Annotated in this window: 20 protein-coding genes and 1 pseudogene; 4 read left to right on the top strand and 17 right to left on the bottom strand. The window is 68.2% G+C overall.

The window, feature by feature from the left end; translation table 11 throughout:
• Nucleotides 1-27: 27 nt before the first annotated feature.
• The 17 genes and pseudogenes from FB548_RS11565 to flhB form a co-directional block, all read right to left on the bottom strand.
• Complete coding sequence (locus FB548_RS11565; RefSeq protein ID WP_142124931.1) at nucleotides 28-1,218, bottom strand: porin; 1,191 nt, start codon at nucleotides 1,216-1,218, stop codon at nucleotides 28-30.
• 98 nt (nucleotides 1,219-1,316) lie between these two features.
• Complete coding sequence (locus FB548_RS11560; RefSeq protein ID WP_142124930.1) at nucleotides 1,317-3,305, bottom strand: chemotaxis protein CheA; 1,989 nt, start codon at nucleotides 3,303-3,305, stop codon at nucleotides 1,317-1,319.
• A 48-nt stretch (nucleotides 3,306-3,353) separates the two neighbouring features.
• On the bottom strand, nucleotides 3,354-3,719 hold the full coding sequence (locus tag FB548_RS11555; RefSeq protein WP_142124929.1) for a response regulator: 366 nt from the start codon (nucleotides 3,717-3,719) through the stop codon (nucleotides 3,354-3,356).
• Complete coding sequence (locus tag FB548_RS11550) at nucleotides 3,716-4,030, bottom strand: STAS domain-containing protein (RefSeq protein WP_142124928.1); 315 nt, start codon at nucleotides 4,028-4,030, stop codon at nucleotides 3,716-3,718. Before FB548_RS11550 ends, FB548_RS11555 begins: the two co-directional genes overlap by 4 nt.
• A gap of 226 nt (nucleotides 4,031-4,256) precedes the next feature.
• The gene (locus FB548_RS11545) at nucleotides 4,257-5,279 is read right to left on the bottom strand and encodes a chemotaxis protein CheW (RefSeq protein WP_142124927.1); all 1,023 of its coding nucleotides are present in this window, start codon (nucleotides 5,277-5,279) and stop codon (nucleotides 4,257-4,259) included.
• Nucleotides 5,276-6,058, bottom strand: coding sequence for a ParA family protein (locus FB548_RS11540; RefSeq protein WP_142124926.1), 783 nt, complete (start codon nucleotides 6,056-6,058; stop codon nucleotides 5,276-5,278). Before FB548_RS11540 ends, FB548_RS11545 begins: the two co-directional genes overlap by 4 nt.
• Nucleotides 6,058-7,020, bottom strand: a complete 963-nt coding sequence (gene motD / locus FB548_RS11535) for a flagellar motor protein MotD (RefSeq protein ID WP_142124925.1) — start codon at nucleotides 7,018-7,020, stop codon at nucleotides 6,058-6,060. The genes FB548_RS11540 and motD overlap by 1 nt, the downstream gene beginning before the upstream one ends.
• An 18-nt stretch (nucleotides 7,021-7,038) precedes the next feature.
• Nucleotides 7,039-7,779, bottom strand: coding sequence for a flagellar motor protein (locus FB548_RS11530; RefSeq protein ID WP_142124924.1), 741 nt, complete (start codon nucleotides 7,777-7,779; stop codon nucleotides 7,039-7,041).
• A 249-nt stretch (nucleotides 7,780-8,028) separates the two neighbouring features.
• A complete protein-coding gene (locus FB548_RS11525; RefSeq protein WP_142124923.1) occupies nucleotides 8,029-9,777 on the bottom strand; it encodes a chemotaxis protein CheA in 1,749 nt (582 codons plus the stop codon).
• 27 nt (nucleotides 9,778-9,804) lie between these two features.
• Nucleotides 9,805-9,948, bottom strand: a complete 144-nt coding sequence (locus tag FB548_RS18790) for a hypothetical protein (protein WP_185742088.1) — start codon at nucleotides 9,946-9,948, stop codon at nucleotides 9,805-9,807.
• Nucleotides 9,949-9,984: 36 nt separating this feature from the next.
• A complete protein-coding gene (locus FB548_RS11520) occupies nucleotides 9,985-10,596 on the bottom strand; it encodes a protein phosphatase CheZ (RefSeq protein WP_142124922.1) in 612 nt (203 codons plus the stop codon).
• Nucleotides 10,596-10,976, bottom strand: coding sequence for a chemotaxis response regulator CheY (gene cheY, locus FB548_RS11515; RefSeq protein ID WP_056879027.1), 381 nt, complete (start codon nucleotides 10,974-10,976; stop codon nucleotides 10,596-10,598). Before cheY ends, FB548_RS11520 begins: the two co-directional genes overlap by 1 nt.
• 142 nt (nucleotides 10,977-11,118) lie before the next feature.
• Nucleotides 11,119-11,868: an RNA polymerase sigma factor FliA gene (locus FB548_RS11510; RefSeq protein ID WP_142124921.1), complete on the bottom strand. Its 750-nt coding sequence runs from the start codon at nucleotides 11,866-11,868 to the stop codon at nucleotides 11,119-11,121.
• Nucleotides 11,865-12,677 (bottom strand): annotated as a pseudogene (locus tag FB548_RS11505) (MinD/ParA family protein); the annotation flags it as partial. The pseudogene FB548_RS11505 and the gene FB548_RS11510, both read right to left, overlap by 4 nt.
• Nucleotides 12,678-12,732: 55 nt before the next feature.
• Complete coding sequence (gene flhF / locus FB548_RS11500) at nucleotides 12,733-14,430, bottom strand: flagellar biosynthesis protein FlhF (protein ID WP_142124919.1); 1,698 nt, start codon at nucleotides 14,428-14,430, stop codon at nucleotides 12,733-12,735.
• Nucleotides 14,431-14,478: 48 nt separating this feature from the next.
• Nucleotides 14,479-16,560 carry a flagellar biosynthesis protein FlhA gene (gene flhA, locus FB548_RS11495; protein WP_142124918.1) on the bottom strand — a complete coding sequence of 694 codons (2,082 nt, stop codon included), beginning with the start codon at nucleotides 16,558-16,560 and terminating at the stop codon, nucleotides 14,479-14,481.
• Nucleotides 16,557-17,687 (bottom strand): flagellar biosynthesis protein FlhB, encoded by a 1,131-nt coding sequence (flhB, locus tag FB548_RS11490; RefSeq protein WP_142124917.1) that lies wholly within the window; start codon nucleotides 17,685-17,687, stop codon nucleotides 16,557-16,559. Before flhB ends, flhA begins: the two co-directional genes overlap by 4 nt.
• 110 nt (nucleotides 17,688-17,797) lie before the next feature.
• Between flhB and FB548_RS11485 the strand changes: the two genes are divergently transcribed.
• From FB548_RS11485 to FB548_RS11470, 4 genes are all read left to right on the top strand, one after another.
• Entirely contained in the window at nucleotides 17,798-18,190 is a 393-nt protein-coding gene (locus FB548_RS11485) for a hypothetical protein (protein ID WP_142124916.1), read from the top strand.
• 62 nt (nucleotides 18,191-18,252) lie between these two features.
• Nucleotides 18,253-19,542 (top strand): TolC family protein, encoded by a 1,290-nt coding sequence (locus tag FB548_RS11480; RefSeq protein ID WP_142124915.1) that lies wholly within the window; start codon nucleotides 18,253-18,255, stop codon nucleotides 19,540-19,542.
• Entirely contained in the window at nucleotides 19,539-20,801 is a 1,263-nt protein-coding gene (locus FB548_RS11475) for an efflux RND transporter periplasmic adaptor subunit (protein WP_142124914.1), read from the top strand. Before FB548_RS11480 ends, FB548_RS11475 begins: the two co-directional genes overlap by 4 nt.
• A gap of 25 nt (nucleotides 20,802-20,826) precedes the next feature.
• Nucleotides 20,827-23,982 carry a CusA/CzcA family heavy metal efflux RND transporter gene (locus FB548_RS11470; protein ID WP_142125055.1) on the top strand — a complete coding sequence of 1,052 codons (3,156 nt, stop codon included), beginning with the start codon at nucleotides 20,827-20,829 and terminating at the stop codon, nucleotides 23,980-23,982.
• Nucleotides 23,983-23,997: the final 15 nt, after the last annotated feature.

Raw genomic sequence — 23,997 nt, 5'->3', positions numbered from 1 at the left:
GCTGCGCGGGCGATGCGGCATGCGCGGTCAGAAATGCATCTGCGCGCGCAGCTGGAACACGGACGGGTCGGCGGAGAACGCGCCGCGCGTCGCATCGCTCTTCACGTAGTTGGCCTGGAACTTGAAGTAGGGCGTCAGGTACCAGTTGGCGCCCAGCGTCCAGTTGTGTTCGCGGCCACCGGCGATGCCGTCGCTGTCCAAGTCGATGCGGCTGTAGCGGGCCAGCAGTTCCAGCGCGCCGTGCTTGCGCTTGGGCTTGGGGTTGCTGACGTTGCCGCCGCTGTAGCCACGCGACTCGCCGGTCACCAGCCAGCTGCCGAGCACGTAGCCGCCATCGGCCGAGTACGAAGGCAGTCCCAGCTCGCGCGTGGTCTCCTGCCGCAGGTACTCGCCCTGCAGTGACCACGGGCCGTGGATCCACAACGCTTCCAGGGCGGTACGCTCGATGCGGTCCACGCGCGTGAGCGTGCCCGAGTCCACCAGGCGCACGCCGGTGAGCGAAGCTTCCGGCTTGGCGCGCCAGCGCACGCTGGGATACACGGTGGCGCCCAGGCCGTTGACCTCGCTGTCGGGACGTTCCTGCGAACCGGCGATTCCGAGGTGCAGCACGTCGCCGGCCGCCTTGCGCGGCGTCCACGCCAGTCGGAACGCCGCCGTGTCGCCCTTGTTGTTGCCCTGCAGGTCGGATTCGAAGAAGTAGCCCACATTGGCGATATAACGGTCGCGCTCGAACGCCCAGTCGATGCCGCTGCGGCGGCCCTGGTAGAACGCCTGCGTGGGCAGCGACGGCTCCATCATCGAGACGTGGCGGGTGCCGGTGTTGCCCTCGAAGCCGAGCGGCAGCTTCATCTGGCCGATGCGCAGCTTGCCGGCGTCGTGACCGAACAGCGCCTTGGTTTCCAGCCGCAGGGCGACGTCGCTCCAGGTCTTGGCCTGAAAGTCGAAGGTCGCGCCGAAGTCGTACACCCCTTTGCGCTTGAGTGTCACGCCGATTTCCTGGCGGCGCCAGGCGTCGTCGTCTTCCAGCGCGGCGCCGTTGTAGCCCTCACCGGAGAAGCGGTTGAGGTCGTATTGCAGATTGCCGCCCAGACTCAGTTCGGTGCCGTCGGCGAAGCTGATCTTCGGCGGCCATGCACTGGCTCTGGTGCCGGCATCTTCCGCATGCGCGGTGGCGTGGGCGGCCATCAGGGCCAGGGCGAGGGTGGACATGTACTTCATGGATTTACCTATTGGGTGTGGGCGTGCGTCCACCTGTCGCGGCCAGTCTAAGGCCGCGTCCCAAGTGAACGCCGGAGAGGAAGAATGGAACGGCTGCGTCAGGCCGCCTGCAGCGTCCTGCGTGCGCGGACCAGTCCGCCGACATCGACGATCAGGGCCACGCGGCCATCACCGAGGATGGTGGCGCCGGAGATGCCGTCGATGCGGCGGTAGTTGTTTTCGATGTTCTTGACCACGACCTGCTGCTGGCCGATCAGTTCGTCCACTTCCAGCGCCAGCTTCTGGCCGTCGGCTTCCACCACCACCACCAGCGGATCTTCTGCGCTGCTCTGGCCGTAGCAGTAGTAGTCGTTCAGCGACACGATGGGCAGGTACTCGCCGCGCACGCGCAGTACGCGGCCGTCGCCGGCCACTGTGCGCACGTCCTCGGCCTGCGGCTGCAGGGCCTCGAGCACGTAGCCGAGCGGCAGGATCAGCGTTTCCTCGCCGACCGACACGCCCATGCCGTCCAGGATGGCCAGCGTCAGCGGCAGCCGGATGACCACGCGCGTGCCGCTGCCGGATGCGCTTTCCAGCTGCACTTCGCCGCCCAGCGCCTGGATGTTGCGGCGGACCACGTCCATGCCCACGCCACGACCGGAAAGATCGGTCACGGCCTCGGCGGTGGAAAAGCCGGGTTGGAAGATCAGGTCCCAGACCTGGGAGTCGCTGGGATTCTCGGGCACGGCCAGACCACGCTCGGCGGCCTTGGCCAGGATGCGGTCGCGATTCAGGCCGCGACCGTCGTCGCTGACTTCGATGACGATGTGGCCGCCCTGGTGCGACGCCGCCAGCGTGATCGTGCCGGTTTCGTCCTTGCCCGCTTCGCGACGCGCATCGGGAAGTTCGAGGCCGTGGTCGATCGAGTTGCGGACCAGGTGGACCAGCGGGTCTGCGATGCGTTCGATCAGGCCCTTGTCAAGTTCGGTGCCCTCACCAATCGTGCGCAGGCGGACCTGCTTGCCGAGGCGGGCGGACAGGTCGCGGACCAGGCGCGGGAAACGGCGGAACACGGCATCCACCGGCAGCATGCGCACGCCGATGACGGCCTCCTGCAGATCGCGCGTATTGCGCTCCAGCAGGTCCAGACCGGCGAACAGGCGCTCGCACTGGGCCTGGTCGAGCAGGCCGGAGACCTGTTTCAGCATGGCCTGGGTGATGACGAGTTCACCGACCAGGTTGATCAGTCCGTCGATCTTGTCGACGCTGACGCGGATGGAGGTTTCTGCGGTGTCGTTGGCGGCGGGCGCGGCGCCTGCCGGTGCCTGCGCACCGCTGGCGGTCACCGTGGCGACCGGCTGCGCGGCGATGGCGACGGCTTCCACAGGCGCCGCATTGCGCTGCATCGGCTGGATGTCGAGTTCGCAATCGTCGACGACCCACGCGAACACATCGTCCACCGCGCTGCGCGGCACCTTGCCGATCAGGCCCAGGTCCCACGCGAGATAGGCTTCCAGCGGATCGATCTGCTCGAACCCCGGCAGGCGCTCCATGCGGCACGCGATCTCCAGCGGACCGAGGTGTTCCAGTTCGCGCAGGATGCGCAGCGGATCGTTGCCGCTCATGAACAGCGACGGTGCGGGGGTGAATCCGATCTTCCAGCCTTCCGGCGTTTCGTCGGCCTTCGCTGCAGCCGCGGGCGTGGCGGCAGGTGCGTCCTGGCCGGACAACACCGCGTTGAGGCGGTCCTTCATGGCCTGCACCGCTGCAGGATCTGCCGGCGTGCCGTGTTCGGCCTCGGCCAGCAGGGCGCGCAGCACGTCTACCGAGGCCAGCATGGCGTCGACGGCGGGCGGGCTGACGGCGCGTTGGCCGGCGCGCAGTTCGTCCAGCAGGGTCTCCAGCACGTGGGTCATGCCGGCGATGGCATCGAAGCCGAACGTCGCCGAGCCGCCCTTGATGGAATGCGCGGCGCGGAAGATGGAATTGATCAGGTCGCCGTCGCGGTTGCCCTGCTCCAGCGACAACAGGCCGGCCTCCATCGCTTCCAGCCCTTCGCGGCTTTCCTCGAAGAACGTGGCGTGGAAGCGCTGCATGTCCATGTTCATTGCGACGGTGCCCTGGTGCGGTCGGAAGGGAAGCGGAGGGAAGGAGGATCAGCCCAGGACTTTCTGGACGGTGGCGACCAGTTGTTCCGGGTTGAACGGTTTGACCAGCCAGCCGGTCGCGCCGGCAGCCTTGCCTTCGGCCTTCTTGTCGGCGGCCGATTCGGTGGTCAGCATCAGCATGGGCGTGAACTTGTAGTCGGGGATGCCGCGCAGGGCGCGGATCAGCGAGATGCCGTCCATGTTGGGCATGTTGACGTCGGTGACCACCGCATTGAACTTCTGTCCCTGCGCGCGTCCCAGTGCGACCTGGCCATCTTCGGCTTCATCCACCGAAAAGCCGGCCGACGTCAGGGCGAAAGCGACCATCTGTCGCATCGAGGCCGAATCGTCCACTACCAGAATGCGTGCGCTCATGCGGCGTTCTCCACTTGTTGCATGTTGTTTTCGTTGTTGGTGGTCGCCAGGCCAAGCTGCGGCGCGAGGCCGAGCAGGCGCGCCGCGTCGCGGAAGTTCTGGCTGACCGCACTGAAGTCGGTGGCCAGCCCGGCCTGCTCGCGCTGGCGCACGAAGCTGCACAGCACCTGCAGGCTGGCGGTGTGCACGCGCTGTACCGTGCCGGCATCCAGCACCAGCGGGCCAGGCTGTGCGACATGCATGGCCAGGTGTTGCTTGAGGTCGGTGGCGGCCTCGATGCCGAGGTCATCACCCAGGGGCACTGCGCTCATCGTGTCTCCGGAAGGGCGGCTCTAGTGGGGTATCGGCGCTCGCGGGCCACTCTTGAGCATCCGGTGTGGATATGTGACGCGGTTCGTGAAATGCAGGGGGCAGGGCGCGAGGCTGGGAAGCCAGCTTCGGCGCACGCGTTCCCGGCTTCCGCTACACCCGGCAACACCGGCATGGACGTGCTGGCGGAATGCGCCATCCCTCGGGTCCTGTTTTGATTTCCCCCCATCACTGCAGGACTTGCGAGGCGTCCAGCAGGATCACCGCGCGTTCGTTGAGGCGGGCCACGCCGCGGACCAAGGGATTCGCGATGCGGCCGACGCGCGCGTTGTCGGGGGATTCGATCTGGTTGTCGGTCAGGTTGGCCACGTCCTCCACCGCGCTGACGCGCAGGCCGAGGATCTCGCCATGCTCTTCGAGCACCACGATGCGCGTGGCGGCATCGGTGTCGATCGCACTGCGGCCCAGGTACAGGCCCATGTCGATGACCGGCACCACCTGGCCGCGCAGGTTCATCACACCGAGCATGTGAGGCGCGGCGCCGCGCAGGGGCAGCAGGGTGGCGGGGCGCACGACCTCCTGCACCTTCAGCAGTTCCAGCGCGTAGTGCTGCTGGTCGCAGCGCAGGCGCAGCCAGCGCGTCTTGCGTTCGGTTGCGCGTCGGCGCTCGCCGGTGTCGGGCAGCGCTTCCTGCAGGTACGGCTTGCTGGGCAGCGGCGCCAGGGCGCGCGGCGCCTGTGCGGCGGGTGCGGCCGGTGGGGCGACAGGCGCGCGTTCGGCAATCCGCGCGGTGGGCGCAGCGCCTCCGTGCAGGTCGTCAAGCAGGGCTTCGAACTCGTCGTCGCTGATCATGTCGCCGGCGCTGTCTGCGCGCGCAGGCGCGACCGCAAGCGCAGGCGCAGGCGCGGGCGCGGGCGCGGGAGGCGTCGGCGCCGCGATGATCGGCTCGCTGGCGGGGCCGGTCACCACGGTGGGGGCGCCACTGCCGTGCAACTGGTCCAGCAGCGCTTCGAACTCGTCGTCGTTGATCATGTCGGCGTCGCTGCCCGCCCGCACCGGTGCGATCGCCAACGCGGGAGGCGCTTCGACCTTCGCGATGGGCGGCGCTGGCGTGTCGGCCGCGTTGGGCGATATCCCGGCGATCACCGCCGTTTCCTCGACGACCGCGGCTTGGGAAGGAGCGACGGTTGCCGTGCCCAGTTCGCCCAGCAGGTCTTGCAGGTAGTCATCGAGGACGGCGGGCGTGTTCATGCGGCTTGCTCGGTGGCGCGTGCTTCCGTCAGCAACAGCCAGTCCAGGGCGCGGCGGTACGCCGACAGGCCGCGGCCGGGATACTGCGCGGCGGGGCTGGAACGGGTCAGTGCATCGACGCTGCAGATGCGCGTGTCGTTGGGGATGGCGTCGTTCCAGACGCGTCCGCCGTACTCGTCCTGCATCGCCTTCAAGGTCTCGGCACCCGTGCGGGTGCGCTTGTCGTACAGCGTGGGCAGGATCGACACCGGAAGTTCGCGATGGCGCGAGCGCTGGATCATATCGGCGGTGCGGCACATGCCTTTCAGGCCGTGCAGCGCCAGCGGTTCGGTCTGGGTCGGAATGATGACGTGGTCGGCAGCGGCCAGCGCATTGACCATCAGCAAGCCCAGCGTGGGCGGGCAGTCGAACAGCACGTGGTCCCAGGCCTGGCCGCCGCGCGCGAGCGCATTGGACAGCGCCAAGCCCAGACCGGGCTGGGTGGCGCTGCGGCGCTCCAGCGTGGCCAATGGTGTCTGTGCCGGAACGAAGGCGAGGTTCTCGATCTCGGTGGCGCGCGCCACGCTGGCGAGCAGCGGCGGTTGCTCATCGAACAGGTCCAGCACGCCGGCAGGCTGCGGCTCGGCGGGCACGCCGAACGCGCGCGTCAATGACGCGTGCGGGTCCAGGTCCACGAGCAGCACGCGGCGGCCACGCATGGCCAGGGCGCGCCCGAGGGCGAGGGTGGTGGTGGTCTTGCCTACGCCGCCTTTCTGGTTGGCGATTGCCCACACGCGCATCACTGGACTCCTTCATGGACCTGGGGCGCCGGCGGCGCTCCGGGCATGGGCGACGCGGCGTGGGTCGGCAACGACGGCAGTGCGATCACTGACGGCGCTTCGACGGCCTGCTCCTGCGCATGCAAGTTCGGTGCCGGGCCGGCCGGGCTGGCCAGGATGATCAGCAGCACGCGGCGATTGGCGTTGCGGCCTTCGAGGGTGGTGTTGTCGCCGATCGGCCGGAACTCGCCGTAGCCGATCATCGCCAGCCGCTCCGGCGGGATTCCGTCGCGGACGAACAGGTGCACCACGCTCGCGGCGCGGGCCGAAGACAGTTCCCAGTTGGACGGGAATTGCGCGGTGCGGATCGGGCGGTCGTCGGTATAGCCTTCCACGCGCACCGAGTTGGGCACGTTGCCCAGCACTTCCGCCAGCTTGCCGACGGTCTGCTGCGCCTGCGGATCCAGTGCCGCCGAACCGGTGGCGAACAGGATGTCGCTGTTGATCTGCACTTCCAGCCACAACTCGGAGCGCTTGATGACCACCAGCTTCTCGTCGATCAGCGGCGCCAGCGCGCGCTCCAGATCATCGGCGATGCGCTTGAGCTCGCCCTGCGCGCTCTTCAGGCCCTTCTCGTCCATCGAGAGGTTCATCTGCGAGGCCATCGCCGCCAGCAGGGTGACGTTGGGCGAGGGCGATGGGGCGGATGGACCTTGTTTGGCGCCGGACTTGATCGGCGAAGGCCGGTCGAAGTCGGCGCCCTGCAACTGGTGGTTGCCCACCTGCACCGGGTTGATGGTGCGCGGCGCGCCACCGAAGGCTGCCGTGAGCGCATCGGCCATCACGCGGTACTTGCCCTCGTTGATGGTGGAGATGGCGTACATCACCACGAAGAAGGCGAGCAGCAGCGTCATCAGGTCGGCGTAGGGGATCGCCCAGGCCTCGTGGTTCGCGTGCTCCTCGTGTTTCTTCCTGCGCGCCATCGCCGTCGTTCCGCGGGATCAGTGCAGGAAGCCGGCCAACTTGGCCTCGATGTTGCGCGGGTTCTCGCCCTGCGCGATCGCGATCAGGCCTTCGATGATCATTTCCTGTTCGCGGCTGCGCCCGCCGATCACGCTCTTCAGCTTGCTGGCGATGGGCAGGAAGAACAGGTTTGCCGAGGCGATGCCGTAGATCGTCGCGGTGAACGCAGCGGCGATGCCGTGGCCCAGTTTGCTGGGGTCGGCGAGGTTCTTCATCACCGCGATCAGGCCGAACACCGCGCCGATGATGCCCAGCGTGGGCGCGTAGATGCCCATGGCTTCGAACACCTTCGCGGCCGCCAGGTCCTGGTGCTCCTGGCCATTGAGGTCGATCTCCATCATGTGTCGGATCGATTCCGGTTCCACCCCGTCCACCAGCATCTGCAGGCCCTTCTTCAGGAACGGGTCGTCCTGCTGGTTGACCAGCGGCTCCAGCCCCAGCAGGCCCTGCTTGCGGGCGATGTTGCTCCAGTCGACGATCTCGGCGATCAGCGCGTCGCCGTCGCTGCCCGGAGGCCGGATCACCCAGCGCACGATGGACAGCGCGCGCTTGAATACCGGTGGCGGCGTATGCACCAGGATCGCGGCGATGGTGCCCAGGATCACGATGACGAAGGCCGCCGACGACCACAGCGAGGACAGGCCCGCGCCCTTGAGGATGCTGCCGCCTACCAGGGCGACCAGCGCCAGGATGAGTCCGATGAGGCTGAAGATGTCCATGTGCAGATCTATCGGCCCGGTTCAGGTGGACTTGAGGTGCGCTTCTTGTAGGAGCGACGTGAGTCGCGACCGCGATCACACAGACATCGGGCTGTCATGTTGTGCACGATGTGCGGTCGCAGGCAGTTGCATTGCTGTTGTAGGAGCGACGTAAGTCGCGACCGTGATCACACAGACATCGGGCTGCCGTGTTGTGCACGGCGTGCGGTCGCGACTTACATCGCGCCTACAAGGTGCCGGAGGGATGGCTTACGCCGTCGCGCGCAGGCCGTCCACGTCCAGGATCAGGGCCATGCGGCCGTCGCCGATCAGGGTGGCGCCGGCGTAGCCGGGCAGGCCGCGCACGGCGCGCGGCAGGGGTTTGATGACGACCTCTTCGCGGCCACGCACCTGGTCGACGATCAGGCCGAAGCGTTGTTCGCCCATCTGCAGCACCACAATGGTGAGCAAAGGCGTCATCACCGGGTCCACCCGCAGCCAGTGGCGCAGGTCGACCAGGGGCAAGGTATGGCTCTGGCGGTCCAGCACGGCCTGGCCGTCGAACCAGCGCAGGCTCTCGGAAGGTGCGTGCAGCACTTCCATCACGCGCGCGAGTGGCAGGGCGTAGACGGGTTCGCCGGCCTGCACCAGCAGGGTGGGCAGGATGGCCAGCGTCAGCGGCACGCGGATGACGAAGCGGCTGCCACGCCCGATGTCGGAATGGATGGCGATCTGGCCGCTGAGTTCGCGGATGCGCGACTGCACCACGTCCATCCCCACGCCGCGGCCGGAGATGTCGGTGACCTCGGCCTTGGTGGAGAAGCCGGGCAGGAAGATCAGTTGCAGGCATTCATCGTGGGTAAGGCGCGCGGCGGCTTCCGGATCGATCAGGCCTTTCTCGAGCGCCTTGGCGCGCAGGCGTTCGGGGTCGATGCCGGCGCCATCGTCGCGGATCTCGATGGTGACGAAGTCGCCTTCCTGCTGCGCCGACAGGCGCACGTGGCCGGCGCGCGGCTTGCTGCAGGCTTCGCGCAGGCTGGGCACTTCGATGCCATGGTCGATCGCATTGCGCACCAGGTGCACCAGCGGATCGGCCAGCGCTTCCACCAGGTTGCGGTCGAGTTCCGTCTCTGCGCCGACCAGTTCCAGGTCGACTTCCTTCTGCAATTGCCGGGCGACGTCGCGCGCAACCTTGGGGAAGCGCGAGAACACCTTGCCCACCGGCTGCATGCGGGTGCGCATCACGGCCGTCTGCAGGCGCGCCGTGGCGATGTCGAGGCCGCTGACGGCGCGGTCCAGTTCTTCGTCGCGGATGCGCGCACGCAATGTCTTCAACCGGTTGCGCGACAGCACCAGTTCGCCCACCAGGTTGACGATGGCGTCCAGCCGCTTGGTGTCCACGCGGATGGTCTGTTCGGTTTCACCGCCGGCCTTCGCGACCGGCTTCGGTGCGGCCGGTTTCGCGGGCGAGGGGGCCGGTCGCGCGGCTGGCGCAGGTGCGGCCGTGCGGGTGGGGGCGCCATCGCCATGCAACTGGTCCAGCAATGCTTCGAACTCGTCATCGCTGATCAGGTCCGTGCCGGTCGCAGCGGGCGTGGCGTTCGTCGCGGTCGTTTGCTTCGGTGTGGCAGGCGCGGCATCCCCGCGGGTATCGAACTGGTCGATCAGCATCTGCGGTGCGTGCGGCGGGTCTTCACCGGCGCCGATCGCATCCAGCATCTGTTGCAGCCAGTCCAGCGATTGCTGGGCGGCATCGAAGTGCTGCGGTTCCAGCGTGGCCTGTCCGGCGCGGACCAGGCCGAGTGTTTCTTCGGCGGCGTGGCACAGGTTGACCATCGGCTGGATGCCGAGGAAGCCGGCACCGCCCTTCAGGGTATGGAAGCCGCGGAACACCGCGTTCAGCTGCTCACTGTCGGAAGGGTCCTGCTCCAGCGTGACCAGTTGCTCGCCCAGCCGGTCGAGGATTTCCTGCGCTTCGATCAGGAAGTCGGCGGCGATTTCAGGCGTGACGGCGGACATGGGCGGGGCGGGTACCGGTACGGGCGATCAGCGGGAGGAATGGGGCAGGTGCATCGCGTGGGCGTGGCGACGCCGCAGGAAGCGGCCCACCAGGGCATCACAGACCAGCAGCGCTCCCACGAACAACAGGACGAGCGGATGGCGGGAACGGCGGGCGGAAGCGTCGGGCATGGCAGGTCTCCGGTTCCGCTGCGCGTTCGTGGGTGCCTACAGCCCCAGTCCGGAGAGCAGGTCGTCTGCGTCGTTCTGTGAGAACGCGTTGCGGTCCAGACCAGCAACGGCCGGGCCGGCCAGATCTGAAGGGTTCTTCTTCTCCGGCGGAGGCAGGCCGAGCGCACCGAAGCCCTCGTGCACGCGACGGACGATACCCGCGACGCGACGGATGATCTGGCCGGTAAGGTCCTGGTAGCTCTGCGCCAGGGCCATTTCCGATAGCCCCTTGCCGATGCTGTCCACCAGCGCCGCCTGTTCGGGCGACAGCGCGGTGCCCTTCAGCTGGGTCGCGTAGCCGCGGCATTGTTCGGCCAGGTCCAGCGTGGTGTGGCTGGCCTGTTCGGTCATTTCCACCACATGGTCCAGGCGTGCGCAGGCGTCGTCCAGTTCGCCGGGTCCGGTGGGCGGCAGTTCTCCCAGCGTCTGCGCCAGTTCGCGCGCGAGGCGGCCCAGGCCCTGCATCATGGGCTGCGTGCGCCAGGCGGCGATGGCATCCAGTTCGCGGCGCCAGCCGGCTTCGTCGCCCTGCTCCAGGGCATCCAGCGCGTGCTGCAGTTTTTCCACCAGCGCGGCGCGTGCGCCGGCGACATCGGCCACGGCGCTCATCAGGCGGCGGCTCCCAAGCGTTCGAAGATCTTGCCCAGCTTCTCTTCCAGCGTCTGCGCAGTGAACGGCTTGATGATGTAGCCGTTCACACCGTTCTGGGCGGCTTCGATGATCTGCTCGCGCTTGGCTTCGGCGGTGACCATCAGCACCGGCAGGGTTTTGAAGCGGTCATCGGCGCGGATGGCCTTCAGCAGCTCGATGCCGGTCATGCCAGGCATGTTCCAGTCGGTGACCACGAACTCGAAGCTGCCCTGCGACAGTGCGGTCAACGCACTGTTGCCGTCCTCGGCCTCAGCGGTGTTGGTGTAGCCCAGGTCGTTGAGCAGGTTCTTGATGATGCGGCGCATGGTCGAAAAGTCGTCCACGATGAGGATGCGCATGTTCTTGTTGGTCACGGGTGCTCCGGTGTTGCATGGACGGTGGGTCTGGTGGCGGTATCGGCCGGGCCGGGGAAATGTTTAGCGTCCGGCGCATGCCCTGGTCGCACCCAAGGGGCGCTGCTGCGGCGCCAACGCGCGGTCCTCATTCGTCTTCAAGGCCGGCGTCGGCCTTCTCGAACACCTGCAGACGGCCGCGCAGACGGACCATGGCCTGACCGTGGATCTGGCAGACGCGCGACTCGCTGACGCCGAGGACCGCGCCGATCTCCTTCAGGTTGAGTTCCTGCTCGTAGTACATCGAGAGGACCAGTTGCTCGCGTTCCGGCAACTGGCCGATGGACTTGACCAGTTGCTGGCGGAATTCACTGCGCTCCAGATGCTGCTCCGGCGAGGGGCCGCCGGTGCGCGCGGTGTTCGGTTCGCCGTGGTCGTCGATGTGCGACTCCAGGCTCAGGACCTGGCCGCGTGCGGCATCTTCCATCAGACGCAGGTATTCGGGCAGCGGCATCTCCATCGCGCTCGCCACTTCGGTGGCGATGGCGGCGCGGCCGGTGCGCTGTTCGATCTCGCGCACGGTGGCGGCCGCCTGGCGGGCACGGCGGTGGACCGAGCGCGGCACCCAGTCGCCGCGACGGATCTCGTCGATCATCGAGCCGCGGATGCGGATGGAGGCATAGGTCTCGAACGACGCGCCCTGCTCGGCGTCGTAGCTGCGAGAGGCTTCCAGCAACCCGATCATGCCGGCCTGCACCAGGTCGTCGACCTCCACGCTGGCCGGCAGGCGTGCGGCCAGGTGATGGGCGATGCGACGGACCAGGTCGGCGTGCTGGGTGACGAAATCGTTCGCGGTGCTGCGTTGCACCGCGCGGTATTGGGCGGCGGCGGTGTTCATGCGGCGACTCCCCGCTGGATCAGGCGTTCGACGAAGAACTCGACGTTGCCGCGCGCTCCCAGCGGCGGCTGCCAGCGCGCGGTCATGCGCGCGATCTCGGCGATGGCGCGTGCCGACGGGCTGCCCGGATAGGCTTTGACGACGGGTTGCTGGCGCTGCACGGCACGGCGCAGCCAGTCGTCCTGCGGCACGGCGCCCAGGTAGTGGAGGGCCACGTCGCCGAGGAAGCGCTCGCAGACGCGTGCGAGTTTCTCGTACAGCTTCCGGCCCTCGTTGGGGTCGCGGACCATGTTGGCGATGACGTGCACGCGGTCCAGGCCGCGTTCGCGCGCCAGCACCTTGATCAGCGCGTAGGCGTCGGTGATGGACGCCGGCTCGTCGCAGACCACCACCACGGTGTCCTGTGCGGCCTGGCAGAACGTCAGCACGCTGTCGGTGATGCCGGCGGCGGTGTCCACGACCATGAAATCCAGCGCCCGCTGCAGCTCGGAGAACACGTTGACGAGACCCACGTGCTCGGCCGGCGCCAGTTCGGCCATGTGGCGGAAACCCGACGAGGCGGGAACCACCAGCACGCCTTCGGGCCCTTCCAGCAGTACATCCTCCAGTGCGCAGCGACCGGCGACCAGGTCCGCTAGGGTGAACTTGGGCGACAGCCCCAGCAGCACGTCCACGTTGGCCAACCCCAGGTCGGCATCCATCAGCAGCGTGCGCTTGCCCATTTCGGAGAGCGACACGGCCAGGTTGACCGACACGTTGGTCTTGCCCACGCCGCCCTTGCCACCGGTGATGGCGATGACCCGCACGGGGTGGAATGCGCCGGGCATCGGCGGCGTGCTGCGGGGATTCGTCTGCAGCAAGTGGTCAGGCGACATGGGTGGCCTCGGTCGAGCAGGGTTCGTCGGCTTCGCGGCGCAGCTGGTCCAGCCGCAGCACGAGGTGGGCGCTGTTGGCGCGGTGGAGATCGTGGGGAACGCGCTGGCCGTCGGTCACCCAGGTCATCGGCAACTGGTGGTCCACGACCACCGACAGGGCGCTGCCCAGGCGACCGGTCTCGTCCAGCTTGGTCAGCACCACGCCTTGCGGCTGGACGCTGCTGAAGCGGCGGACCACTTCGTCCAGATCGGAGAAGTGCGAATTGGCGGGCAGGCACAGCAGGGTCTTCACCTGGCCCGATGCGCGCAGCCAGTTGAGCTGGCCCACTAGGTTGCGGTCGCGCTGGCCCAGGCCGGCGGTATCGATCAGTACCAGCTTGTAATCGCGCAGGCGCTCCAGCAGCAGGGCGAGGGCTTGCGCGCTGTCGGCCTCGTGCACGGCGATGCCGAGCTGGCGACCGTAGCCGTGCAATTGTTCGCGACCACCCACCCGCACGGTATCAGTGGTGATCAGTGCCACGTCGCGGGCGTTGTAGCGCTGCGCGAAGCAGGCGGCGAGCTTGGCGATGGTGGTGGTCTTGCCGGCGCCGGTGGGGCCCACCAACGCGATGACGCCACCGGTTTCCAGCAGGTCGGTGTCGACCACCGGCAGCTTCTTCGACAGCAGGCCCAGCATCAGGCCACGGCCGCGGTGCAATTCGGTGTCGGCGGGAATCTGCAGGGCGATGTCGCGGGTGATGCCGGCGTCGAAGCCGTAGTCTTCCATCAGCTCCATCGCCTGCATGCGCACCGGAGAACCGCGCAGGCGCTCATCGGTAAGGCGGTGCATCTCGCGCTCGATCATCTCGCGCATGGCGGACAGTTCGCCGCGCATCTGTACCAGTTGCTCGTCGCTCTCGCGGGCTTGGGTGGCGTTGTCGGTGACGACGGTCAGCGTCGGCACGGTGACGGCGGCGGGCGCCGGTACCGGTGCGGTCACCGCTGTACGCGTGGCGTGCAGCGCGACGACCGGCGCAGACTCGGGTTCCGGCAGCGACACCGGCGGCGCGATGGAGGGCAGCAATGCATCCAGGTCGAGCGTGTCGTCGGCGTCGGCGCGCGGCGCGGCCGGACGGCGCGGCGGTGCAGCGGGTTCGATCGCGGAGACCGGTTCGTTGGCGGGAGCGGCCGGCAGGCAGGCGGCCAGCTTGGCGGCGAAGGATTCGGGTTCGATCAGCAGTGGCGCGATGTCGCGGACGACCGGCGCCGGGATCTCGCCGGTGGTCGGCGTGGGCCTGGCGGCCACCGGCGCGCGCGGCGCTGCGATGGGTGCTGCCGGCGGTGCGATCGACGCAGGCGCGGCGACGGCCGGCCTGGTGGTCTCGGCACGCGGGGCAGCGGGGACGGCCGGCTGGCGGCGGGCGAAGTAGCTGGCCGCGGCTTCGGCCGGTGACAGGGCCGGAGCGTTCGCGGTCGGTGCCTGCGGCGCCGGGTCGAGCATCGGATGCAGCGGCGCAGTGGGCGTGGCCGGACGCATCGCTTCCAGCGTGCGCTGCACCAGCGCTTCGTCGTAATTGCTGGCAGCGACGATTTCGATGCCGTCCTCCGTCACGCGGTTGGACAGGATCACCGCGTCCGGGCCGTGCTCCTGGCGGACCATGGCGAAGGCGGTGCGCATGTCGGGGGCAACGAAGCGTTTGATTTTCATGGCGTGCTATCCGGTTCGATGTCGCGTCGGGTTCTGCTGCTCCCGGTCTCAGCTGATCGTGCCGACCAGCTTCAACCGCTTGTCCTCGGGAACCTCGCTGTAGGCCAGCACCGACAGCGAGGGGACGCTGTGGCGGACGAGGCGGGCGAGGGCGGCGCGGACCGAACCCGGTACCAGCACCACCGCAGGCTCGCTGCGGGCTTCCTGCTTGTTCACCACGTCGGCGAGGCTCTGGTGCAGGCGTTCCGCCAGTCCCGGTTCCAGCGCCGCGCCGGTTCCCTGGGTGCTGTCCTGCAAGACGCGTTCCAGATTCGGCGCCAAGGTGTAGACGGGCAGTTCCGGCGCCATGCCGGAGATTTCCTGCACGATGAAACGGCCCAGCGAGGTCCGCACCGCAGCGGTGAGCGCGGCGGGATCGCTGTTCTGCGGGGCGAACTCGACCAGCGCCTCGACGATGCGGCGCAGCTGGCGGATCGGCACGCGCTCGATCAGCAGGTTCTGCAGCACGCGCACCACGGTGGCCAGCGGCAGCGCCTTGGGAGTGAGGTCCTCGACCAGCTTCGGAGCGCTGCGACCTAGCTGGGACAGCAACTGCTGCACCTCCTCGTGGCCCAGCAACTCCGGCGCGTGTTCGCGCACCAGGTGCGAGAGGTGGGTGGCCATCACGGTGGCCGGATCGACCACGGTATAGCCCAGCGATTCGGCGGTGGCCTTCTGGTGCGACTGGATCCATACGGCATCCAGCCCGAATGCCGGATCCTTGCCCGGAATGCCGTCGATGCTGCCGAACGCGCCCCCCGGGTCCAGCGCCAGTTCGCGGTCAGGATGGATCTCGGCCGACGCCACCGGCACGCCGTGCACCAGCAGGCGATAACCATTCGACGGCAGTTCGAGGTTGTCGCGGATGTGCACTGGCGGCACCAGGAAACCGAGGTCCTGGGTCAGCTTGCGGCGCACCGCCTTGATGCGGGACATCAGCTCGCCGCCCTGGTTCTTGTCGACCAGCGGGATGAGCCGGTAGCCGACTTCCAGGCCCAGCGGATCGACCGGGCGCAGTTCGTCCCAGGTCAGCTCGGCGTTGCGGTCGGGCGCACCGGGAGCGGGCAGGGCCGCCAGGTCGCCGGCGGCCGCTTCGGGGCTTTCCTGGGTCCGCTTCCACATTTTCCAGGCCAGGTAGCCCAGACCGGCGGCGAGCGTCAAAAAGGCGACGTTGGGCATGCCGGGCACCAGGCCGACCAGGCCCAGCACGCCGGCCGACACGGCCAGCGCCTTGTGCTGGCCGAAGGCCTGGCCCATCACGGCCTGGCCCATGTCCTGCGAGCGCGAGGCGCGCGTCACCAGCATGGCGACCGAGGACGAGACCAGCAGAGCGGGCAGCTGCGCGACCAGGCCGTCGCCGATGGACAGCAGCGTGTACGTGGACGCGGCGTCGCTTGCCGCCATGCCGTGCTGGAACATGCCCACGGCAAAGCCGCCGACCAGGTTGATGAACAGGATCAGGATGCCGGCGATGGCGTCGCCGCGGATGAACTTGTTGGCACCGTCCATCGCGCCGTAGAAGTCGGCTTCCTCACGCACTTCCTCGCGCCGGGCCTTGGCTTCCTCGCGGGTCAGGATGCCGGCGTTGAGGTCGGCGTCGATGGCCATCTGCTTGCCGGGCATCGCGTCCAGGATGAAGCGGGCCGACACTTCCGAGATGCGCCCCGCGCCCTTGGTGATCACCACGAAGTTGATGATGGTCAGGATGGCGAACACCACGATGCCGACGGCGTAGTTGCCGCCCACCACGAATTCGCCGAACGCGGCGATGACCTTGCCTGCGGCGTCATGGCCGTTCTGGCCGTTGAGCAGGATCACGCGGGTGGACGCCACGTTCAGCGCCAGGCGCAGCATCGTGGTCATCAGCAGGATGATGGGGAAGATGGTGAAGTCGAGGGGCCGCTTCACGTACACCACGGCCAGCAGCACCACCAGCGAGATGGCGATGTTGAAGCTGAAGAGGGCATCCAGCACCGGCGGTGCCAGCGGCACCACGATCATGGCCAGCAGCGCCAGCACCACCAGAGGGGCGCCGAGGCCGTTCTTCAGCATCTCCATCCAGCGGATGCCGCCGACGGGCTGCGCGCTCATGCCTTGCCCCCGTGCTCATCCACGTCCACCGCGGGCAGGTCGGGCAGGGGGGCCTCGCCCACGCGCCAGGCGCGCAGCTGGTACACGTAGGACAGGATCTGGGCGACGGCGGCGTAGAGTCTCACGGGGATTTCCCGGCCAAGTTGGCCTTCCCGATACAAGGCGCGTGCCAGAGGGGGCGCCGAGACGATGGCGATGCGGTGCGCGTCGGCCACTTCGCGGATGCGCATCGCGAGCTCGTCCACGCCCTTGGCAACCACGGTGGGCGCGCCCATCTGGCCGGTCTGGTATTTCAGCGCCACCGCGTAGTGGGTCGGATTGACCACGATCACGTCGGCCTGGGGCACGTCTTCCATCATCCGGCGCTGCGACAGCTGGTGCTGCATCTGGCGGATACGACCCTTGACCTCGGGGCTGCCCTCGCTTTCCTTCATCTCCTCGCGAAGCTGCTGGCGCGTCATCTTGAGCTTCCGCAGCCAGTTCCACTTCTGGTACGGCGCGTCGATGGCGGCCAGCAGGATCAGGCCCCCGGTGGTCGCCAGCAGCAGGGTGCTGGTGAACTTCAGGCCGCTGCGCACGGCCTGTTCCAGCGGCATGGTCAGCAGTTCGCGCAGCGGGTTCAGGCCCAGCTTCACGCAGATCGCCGCCGCACCGCCGATCAGGGCCACGCGCAGCAGCGACTTCAACAGCTCGGCCACGCTCTCGGCGCCATACAGGCGCTTGAGGCCGGCGGCGGGGCTGAGCCGCTTGAAATCCGGCATCAGCGCCTTCTGCGAGAACTGGAAGCCGCTCATCGCGATCGGTGCGGCCAGGCCGGCCAGCACGCAGATGCCGGCCACCGGCGCGACCACTGCCAGCAGCTTCAGCAGCAGCAGGCCGACGTGCCCGAACAGCTGGTCCGGCTGGCGCATCAGCGCGGGGTCGGGTGTCAGCGCGATCTTCATCCAGCCCAGCGTGTCGCGTGCCAGGCCCGGACCCATCGCGATGATCGCCAGCACGCCGGCCCCGAAGACGGCCGCCGTCGCCAGCTCGCGCGAACGCGGGATGTTGCCCTGTTCACGGGCTTCGCGGCGTCGTTTTTCGGTAGGGAGTTCTGTGCGTTCGCCGCTTTCGTCCTGCTCAGACATGGCGCGTTTCCGACGGGGTCGGATTGGCACTGCAAGACCTGTTCCATCCCGCGGCCGCAGCGCGACGTGGAATTGTCTAACGTCGATGGCTGCCGCTAGGATGCGGACCGATGCTCCGTTTTCTCCGCCGCCACTGCCTCCGGCTGCTGCGCCTGCCCGCGCTGGCGGTGCTGTTGCTGGCCGTGCTGGCGAACCCGGTACTGGCCTCGCTGGGCGACCTGCACGAGCTGGGCAGTGGTGGCGACCATCTGCATGCAGTCAGCGAACATGCCGGTGAATCCGCAGGCAACGACCACGATCACGCGAATGGGGAGGCGGGCGAGGGCGATCTTCTGCACGCCCTGATGCACGCCAGCCACTGCTGCGGCCACCTGACCGCCATCGTGCCTGCGGCGATGCGCGTGCCTGCCATGAAACTGCTTTCCGCCGCGCCCGTCGCGGCCACGATGCCGGTGCCACGCGCGCCGGTCACCTCCCTGCTGCGTCCTCCGATCAGCGCGTGATGTCCATGCCGGGCTGACGTTCTGCCGCCCGCGCTCCATCACCGACTTTCCGGAGAATTTCCATGTGGTTGCGATTGGCGGCATTGGCTGCCTTCGCGATCGTGCCGTGCGTGCATGCGCAGGTGCGATCGCCCGCTGTATCCCCCGAAACACTGACGCTGGATGACGCCATTGCGCGCGTTGCCCGCGTCCATCCCGACCTGCGCCTGTTTGGCGCCCGCACCGACGCACTGCTTGCCGAGCGCGACGCCGCGATCCTGCGCCCGCCGTTGAGCGCCGGCATGCAGGTGGAGAACATGCTGGGCACGGGCGACGCCCGTGGTTTTTCCGGGGCCGAACTCACGCTGACACTGGCCGGCGTGCTGGAACGGGGCGGCAAGCTGGATGCCCGCCGCACGCTGGCGCAGGCGCGCATCGATGCCCTGGCCGTGCAGCGCGAGGCACAACGCCTCGACCTGCTGGCGGATGTGGCGCGGCGCTATCTGGCTGTCACTGCCGCGCACGCACAACGCGGGGTCGCCGAACATGACATCGCGCAGCGCCGCCGTACCGTGGCGGCCGCACGGCAGCGTCTGCAGGTGGGTGCGTCGCCGGAGTCGGTGCTCCTCACTGCCCAGGCAGCACTGGCGCGTGCAGAGATGGCGGCGGCACGTGCCAAGCAGCAGCAGGACGCCGCGCGCCAGCATCTGGCCGCGTTGTGGGGCGAGCGCGATCCCGGGTTCGCAGTGGCGCCAGGCGATCCTCTGGCGCTGCCGGCCATAGAAGGCACGCAGGCCCTGGCCGCGCTGCTGCAGGGCACGCCGGAGCTTGCACAGTTCGCCGAAGAGCGCCGCCTGCGCGAGGCACGCCTGCGCCTGGCGCGCAGCCGCGGGACGGCAGACCTCGACTGGCAGGTCGGCGTGCGCCGGCTGCAGGAAAGCGGCGATACGGCACTGGTCGGCAGCGTGTCGCTGCCGTTGGGAAGCGCGCGCCGTTCCGGCCCCGAGGCGAGGGCTGCGGAAGCAGACCTGGCGGCGCTGGACATCGAGCGCGAATCGCGTGACATCGCGTTGTACTCGACGCTCACCGACGCCCACGGCCGCTATCGCGTTTCGCAACTCGAAGTGCAGCGCATGCGCGACGACGTGCTGCCGCGCCTGGTGCGCGCCGAACAGGCGGCGGAGCGTGCTTACCGCGCCGGCGCCATCAGTTACCTGGAATGGGCGCAGCTTCAATCCGAGACCACGTCCACCCGCCGCCAGCAACTCGAGGCAGCGCTCGAAGCACACCGCGCGCTGATCGAACTCCAACGCCTCACCGGCCAGGCCCTGGTGGCCGGGACCGCAACTGCCGAACAAGGAAGCACGCCATGACCCTGCGACCCCTCCTGCGCGCGCTCGCGCTCTCCCTGATGCTGGCAGGCTGCGGCGGCGCGAACGACAGCGCGTCCACGGACGACCACGGCCATGAAGAGGGCGGCGCACACGACGACGCCGATGCCGCACGTGGTGGACACGGTGGCCGACTGCTGAGCCAGGAAGGTTTCACCGTCGAGCTGGCGATCGCTGAAACCGGCACACCACCCAGGTACCAGGCCTGGCTCTACCGTGACGGCAAGCCGTTGCCCGCGAGCGCGGGCAGCGTGGAAGTCCGCCTCGTCCGCCTGGGCGGCGTGCGCGAAACGCATGCGCTGACGCCGCAGCCGGACGGCAGCCTGCTGGCGAAGACCGTGGTGGGCGAACCGCACTCCTTCGACGTCGAGGTGGTTGCGAAGATCGATGGACGCACGTTGCGCTGGAGCTACGACAGCTACGAAGGCCGCACCACCATCGCCGCGAAGATCGCCGGGGAGTCCGGCATCCGCGTGGCCCCGGCACAGGCCGGCACCATCGCCGATGAGCATGAAGTGCAGGGACTGCTGACGCCGGTGGAAGGTCGGGTGGCCAACATCGCCGCGCGCTTCCCCGGCCCCATCCGCCGGCTCGCGGTCAATGTGGGCGACCGCGTGCAGGCCGGTCAGACCGTGGCCACCGTGGAAAGCAATCTCAGCCTGACCTCGTACGCCGTCACGTCGCCGATCACCGGTGTCGTGCTGGCACGGAACGCCACCGTCGGCAGCGTGGCGGGGGAAGGGGCCACGCTGTTCGAGGTGGCCGACCTGTCCACGCTGTGGGTGGACCTGCACATCTTCGGTGCCGATGCGCAGCACATCGTGCCGGGCGTGCCGGTGACGGTGACGCGGTTGAGCGACGGGGCCACCCTGCAGACCACGCTGGAACGCGTGCTGCCGGGAACCGCCACGGCCAGCCAGAGCACCGTCGCCCGCGCCACCCTGGAAAACGCGGATGGCCTGTGGCGTCCGGGTTCGGCGGTCAAGGCGCGCATCACCGTGGAGCAGCAGCCGGCGGCAATGGTGGTGCCGGTCGCCGCGCTGCAGACGTTTCGCGACTGGCAAGTGGTGTTCGTGCGCGTCGGCGACACGTATGAGGTGCGGCCTGTCGAACTCGGCAAGCGCGATGCACGACAGGTGGAAGTGCTGTCCGGCCTGAACGCCGGCGACCAGGTGGTCGTCGAGCAGAGTTACCTGGTGAAGGCCGACATCGAGAAGTCGGGGGCATCGCATGACCACTGACCGATCCCGTCCGGCATCGTACGGATTGCTGGAACGCATCCTGCGCTTCGCCATCGCGCACCGCTGGCTGATGATGGCGCTGACGTTGGCACTGGTCGTGGTCGGTGCCTGGAGTTTCAGCAGGCTGCCGATCGACGTCACGCCGGACATCACCAACGTGCAGGTGCAGATCAACACGCAGTTGGATGGCTATTCGCCGCTGGAAGCGGAACAGCGCGTGACGTACCCCATCGAGACGGCGCTGGCCGGACTGCCGGGGCTGGACCATACGCGTTCGATCTCGCGCTACGGCCTGTCGCAGGTGACGGTGGTGTTCAAGGACGGCACCGATCTCTACTTCGCCCGGCAGCAGGTGGGCGAACGTCTCCAGCAGGTGAAGTCGCAGCTCCCTGACGGCGTGGAGCCCGGCATGGGACCCATCGCCACCGGCATGGGCGAGATCTTCATGTACACCATCGAAGCCGGCGCAGAGGCCCGCAAGCCGGACGGCACGCCGTATACCGCCACCGACCTGCGTACGCTGCAGGACTGGGTGGTGCGGCCACAGCTGCGCAACGTCCCGGGTGTGACCGAGGTCAACACCATCGGCGGATTCGCGCGGCAGATCCACATCACGCCGGACCCTGCGCGACTGGTCGCACTGGGCTTCACTCTGCACGACGTGGTGCAGGCGGTGGCCAGCAACAACCAGAACGTGGGCGCGGGCTACATCGAACGCAACGGCCAGCAGTTCCTGGTGCGTGCGCCGGGGCAGGTGGCTGATCTGGAGGGTATCCGCGACATCGTGCTGGACCGGCGCGAAGGCGTGCCGATCCGCGTGCGCGACGTGGCACAGGTGGGTGAGGGGCCGGAACTGCGGACAGGCGCGGCCACGATGAACGGCAAGGAGGTCGTGCTGGGCACTACGTTCATGCTGATCGGTGCCAACAGCCGCGACGTGGCGCAGGCCGTGGCTGCGCGACTGGCCGATGCCAACCGCAGCCTGCCCGCGGGCGTGCGCGCCGAGGCGATGTACGACCGCACCTCGCTGGTGGACCGCACCATCCGCACGGTGACGAAGAATCTGGTGGAAGGTGCGGTACTGGTCATCGTGGTGCTGTTCCTATTGCTGGGCAATGTGCGCGCGGCGCTGATCACCGCGGCAGTGATCCCGCTCGCCATGCTGTTCACGCTGACCGGTATGGTGCGCGGTGGCGTGTCGGGCAACCTGATGAGCCTGGGGGCGCTGGACTTCGGCCTGATCGTGGATGGCGCCGTCATCATCATCGAGAACTGCCTGCGCCGCTTCGGCGACCTGCAGCATGCGCTGGGCCGCCTGCTGACGGATGAGGAGCGCCTGGACGCCACCGCGTCGGCGACGGCGGAGGTCATCCGGCCCAGCCTGTTCGGCCTGGGCATCATCACCGCCGTGTATCTGCCGATCTTCGCGCTCACCGGCGTGGAGGGAAAGATGTTCCACCCCATGGCGATCACCGTTGTGCTCGCACTGACCGGTGCGATGGTGCTGTCGCTGACCTTCGTGCCGGCGGCCATCGCGCTGTTCATGCGCGGCCGCGTGCAGGAGAAGGAAACCCGTGTGATGCAGTGGGCGCGACGTGCGTACGCGCCGGCGCTGGCATGGACGCTGCGCCGGCGACTGCTTGTCGGCGCCGGTGCCGCGTCGCTGGTGGTGGTGTGCGGGCTGCTCGCCACGCGGCTGGGCACCGAGTTCGTGCCCAGCCTGGACGAAGGCGACATCGCCATGCACGCCATGCGCATTCCCGGCACCAGCCTGGACCAGGCGGTGCGCATGCAGGCGACGCTCGAAGCACGGATCACCCAGTTTCCGGAAGTGCACCGCGTCTTCGGCAAGCTGGGGACGGCGGAAGTGGCGACCGATCCGATGCCACCCTCGGTGGCGGATACCTTCATCATGCTCAAGCCGCGTGCGGAGTGGCCCGATCCGCGCAAACCCAAGGCCACATTGGTGGCGGAGATCGAACGCGCGGTGCAGCAGATTCCCGGCAACAACTACGAGTTCACCCAGCCCATCCAGATGCGCATGAACGAGCTGATATCAGGCGTACGCGCGGATGTGGCCATCAAGATCTACGGTGACGACCTGGAGGCCCTTGTGGAATTGGGTGAGCAGATCGAACGCGTGGCGAAAACCGTCGATGGTGCGGCCGACGTACGGTTGGAGCAGGCGACGGGACTTCCGCTGCTGACGGTCACGCCCGATCGCCAGGCGTTGATCCGTTACGGGCTGAATCCCGGCGACGTGCAGCACACCGTGGCGACCGCAGTGGGCGGTGAAGTGGCAGGGCAGCTGTTCGAAGGCGACCGTCGTTTCGACATCGTCGTGCGCCTGCCCGAGGCGTTGCGGCAGGATCCGGCCGCGCTGCACGACCTGCCCATCCCGCTGGGACGCAGCGACAACCAGGACGAGTCCACCCGCTCCGCGGCGTGGGGTTCCGGCACGCCGGGCACGGTGCCGCTGCGCGAGGTCGCGAAGATCGGCATCACGCTGGGGCCGAACCAGATCAACCGCGAGAACGGCAAGCGCCGCGTGGTGGTGACGGCCAACGTGCGTGGCCGTGACCTGGGCGGATTTGTCGCGGAACTGAGACAGGAGATCGGTGCCGGAATACAGGTGCCTGCCGGCTATTGGGTGGACTATGGCGGCACGTTCGAGCAGTTGATCTCGGCCAGTCGGCGCCTGGTCATCGTGGTGCCGGTGACGCTGGTGGTGATCTTCGCGCTCCTGTTCTGGGCGTTCGGCTCGGCGAAGGATGCCGCCATCGTGTTTACCGGAGTTCCGCTGGCGCTGACCGGCGGCGTAGTGGCGCTGGCGTTGCGCGGCTTGCCGCTCTCCATTTCGGCCGGCGTCGGCTTCATCGCGCTGTCGGGTGTGGCGGTATTGAACGGGTTGGTGATGATCGCCTTCATCCGCAAACTGCGCGAGCAAGGCACCTCGCTTGATATCGCGGTCGTCGAAGGGGCGCTCGGCCGCCTGCGGCCGGTGTTGATGACCGCACTGGTGGCATCGCTGGGCTTCCTGCCGATGGCGCTCAATGTCGGGGCGGGATCGGAGGTGCAGCGTCCGCTGGCCACGGTGGTGATCGGCGGCATCGTCTCGTCCACGCTGTTGACGTTGCTGGTGCTGCCGGTGCTTTACCGGTGGTGGTGGAGCAGGAAATGAGCGGGGCGATCACGC

Source organism: Pseudoxanthomonas sp. 3HH-4, assembly GCF_006716465.1.
GTDB lineage: Bacteria > Pseudomonadota > Gammaproteobacteria > Xanthomonadales > Xanthomonadaceae > Pseudoxanthomonas_A.
The sequence above is the reverse complement of the archived record's forward strand: the minus strand, read 5'-3'. Positions and strand labels throughout refer to the sequence as shown.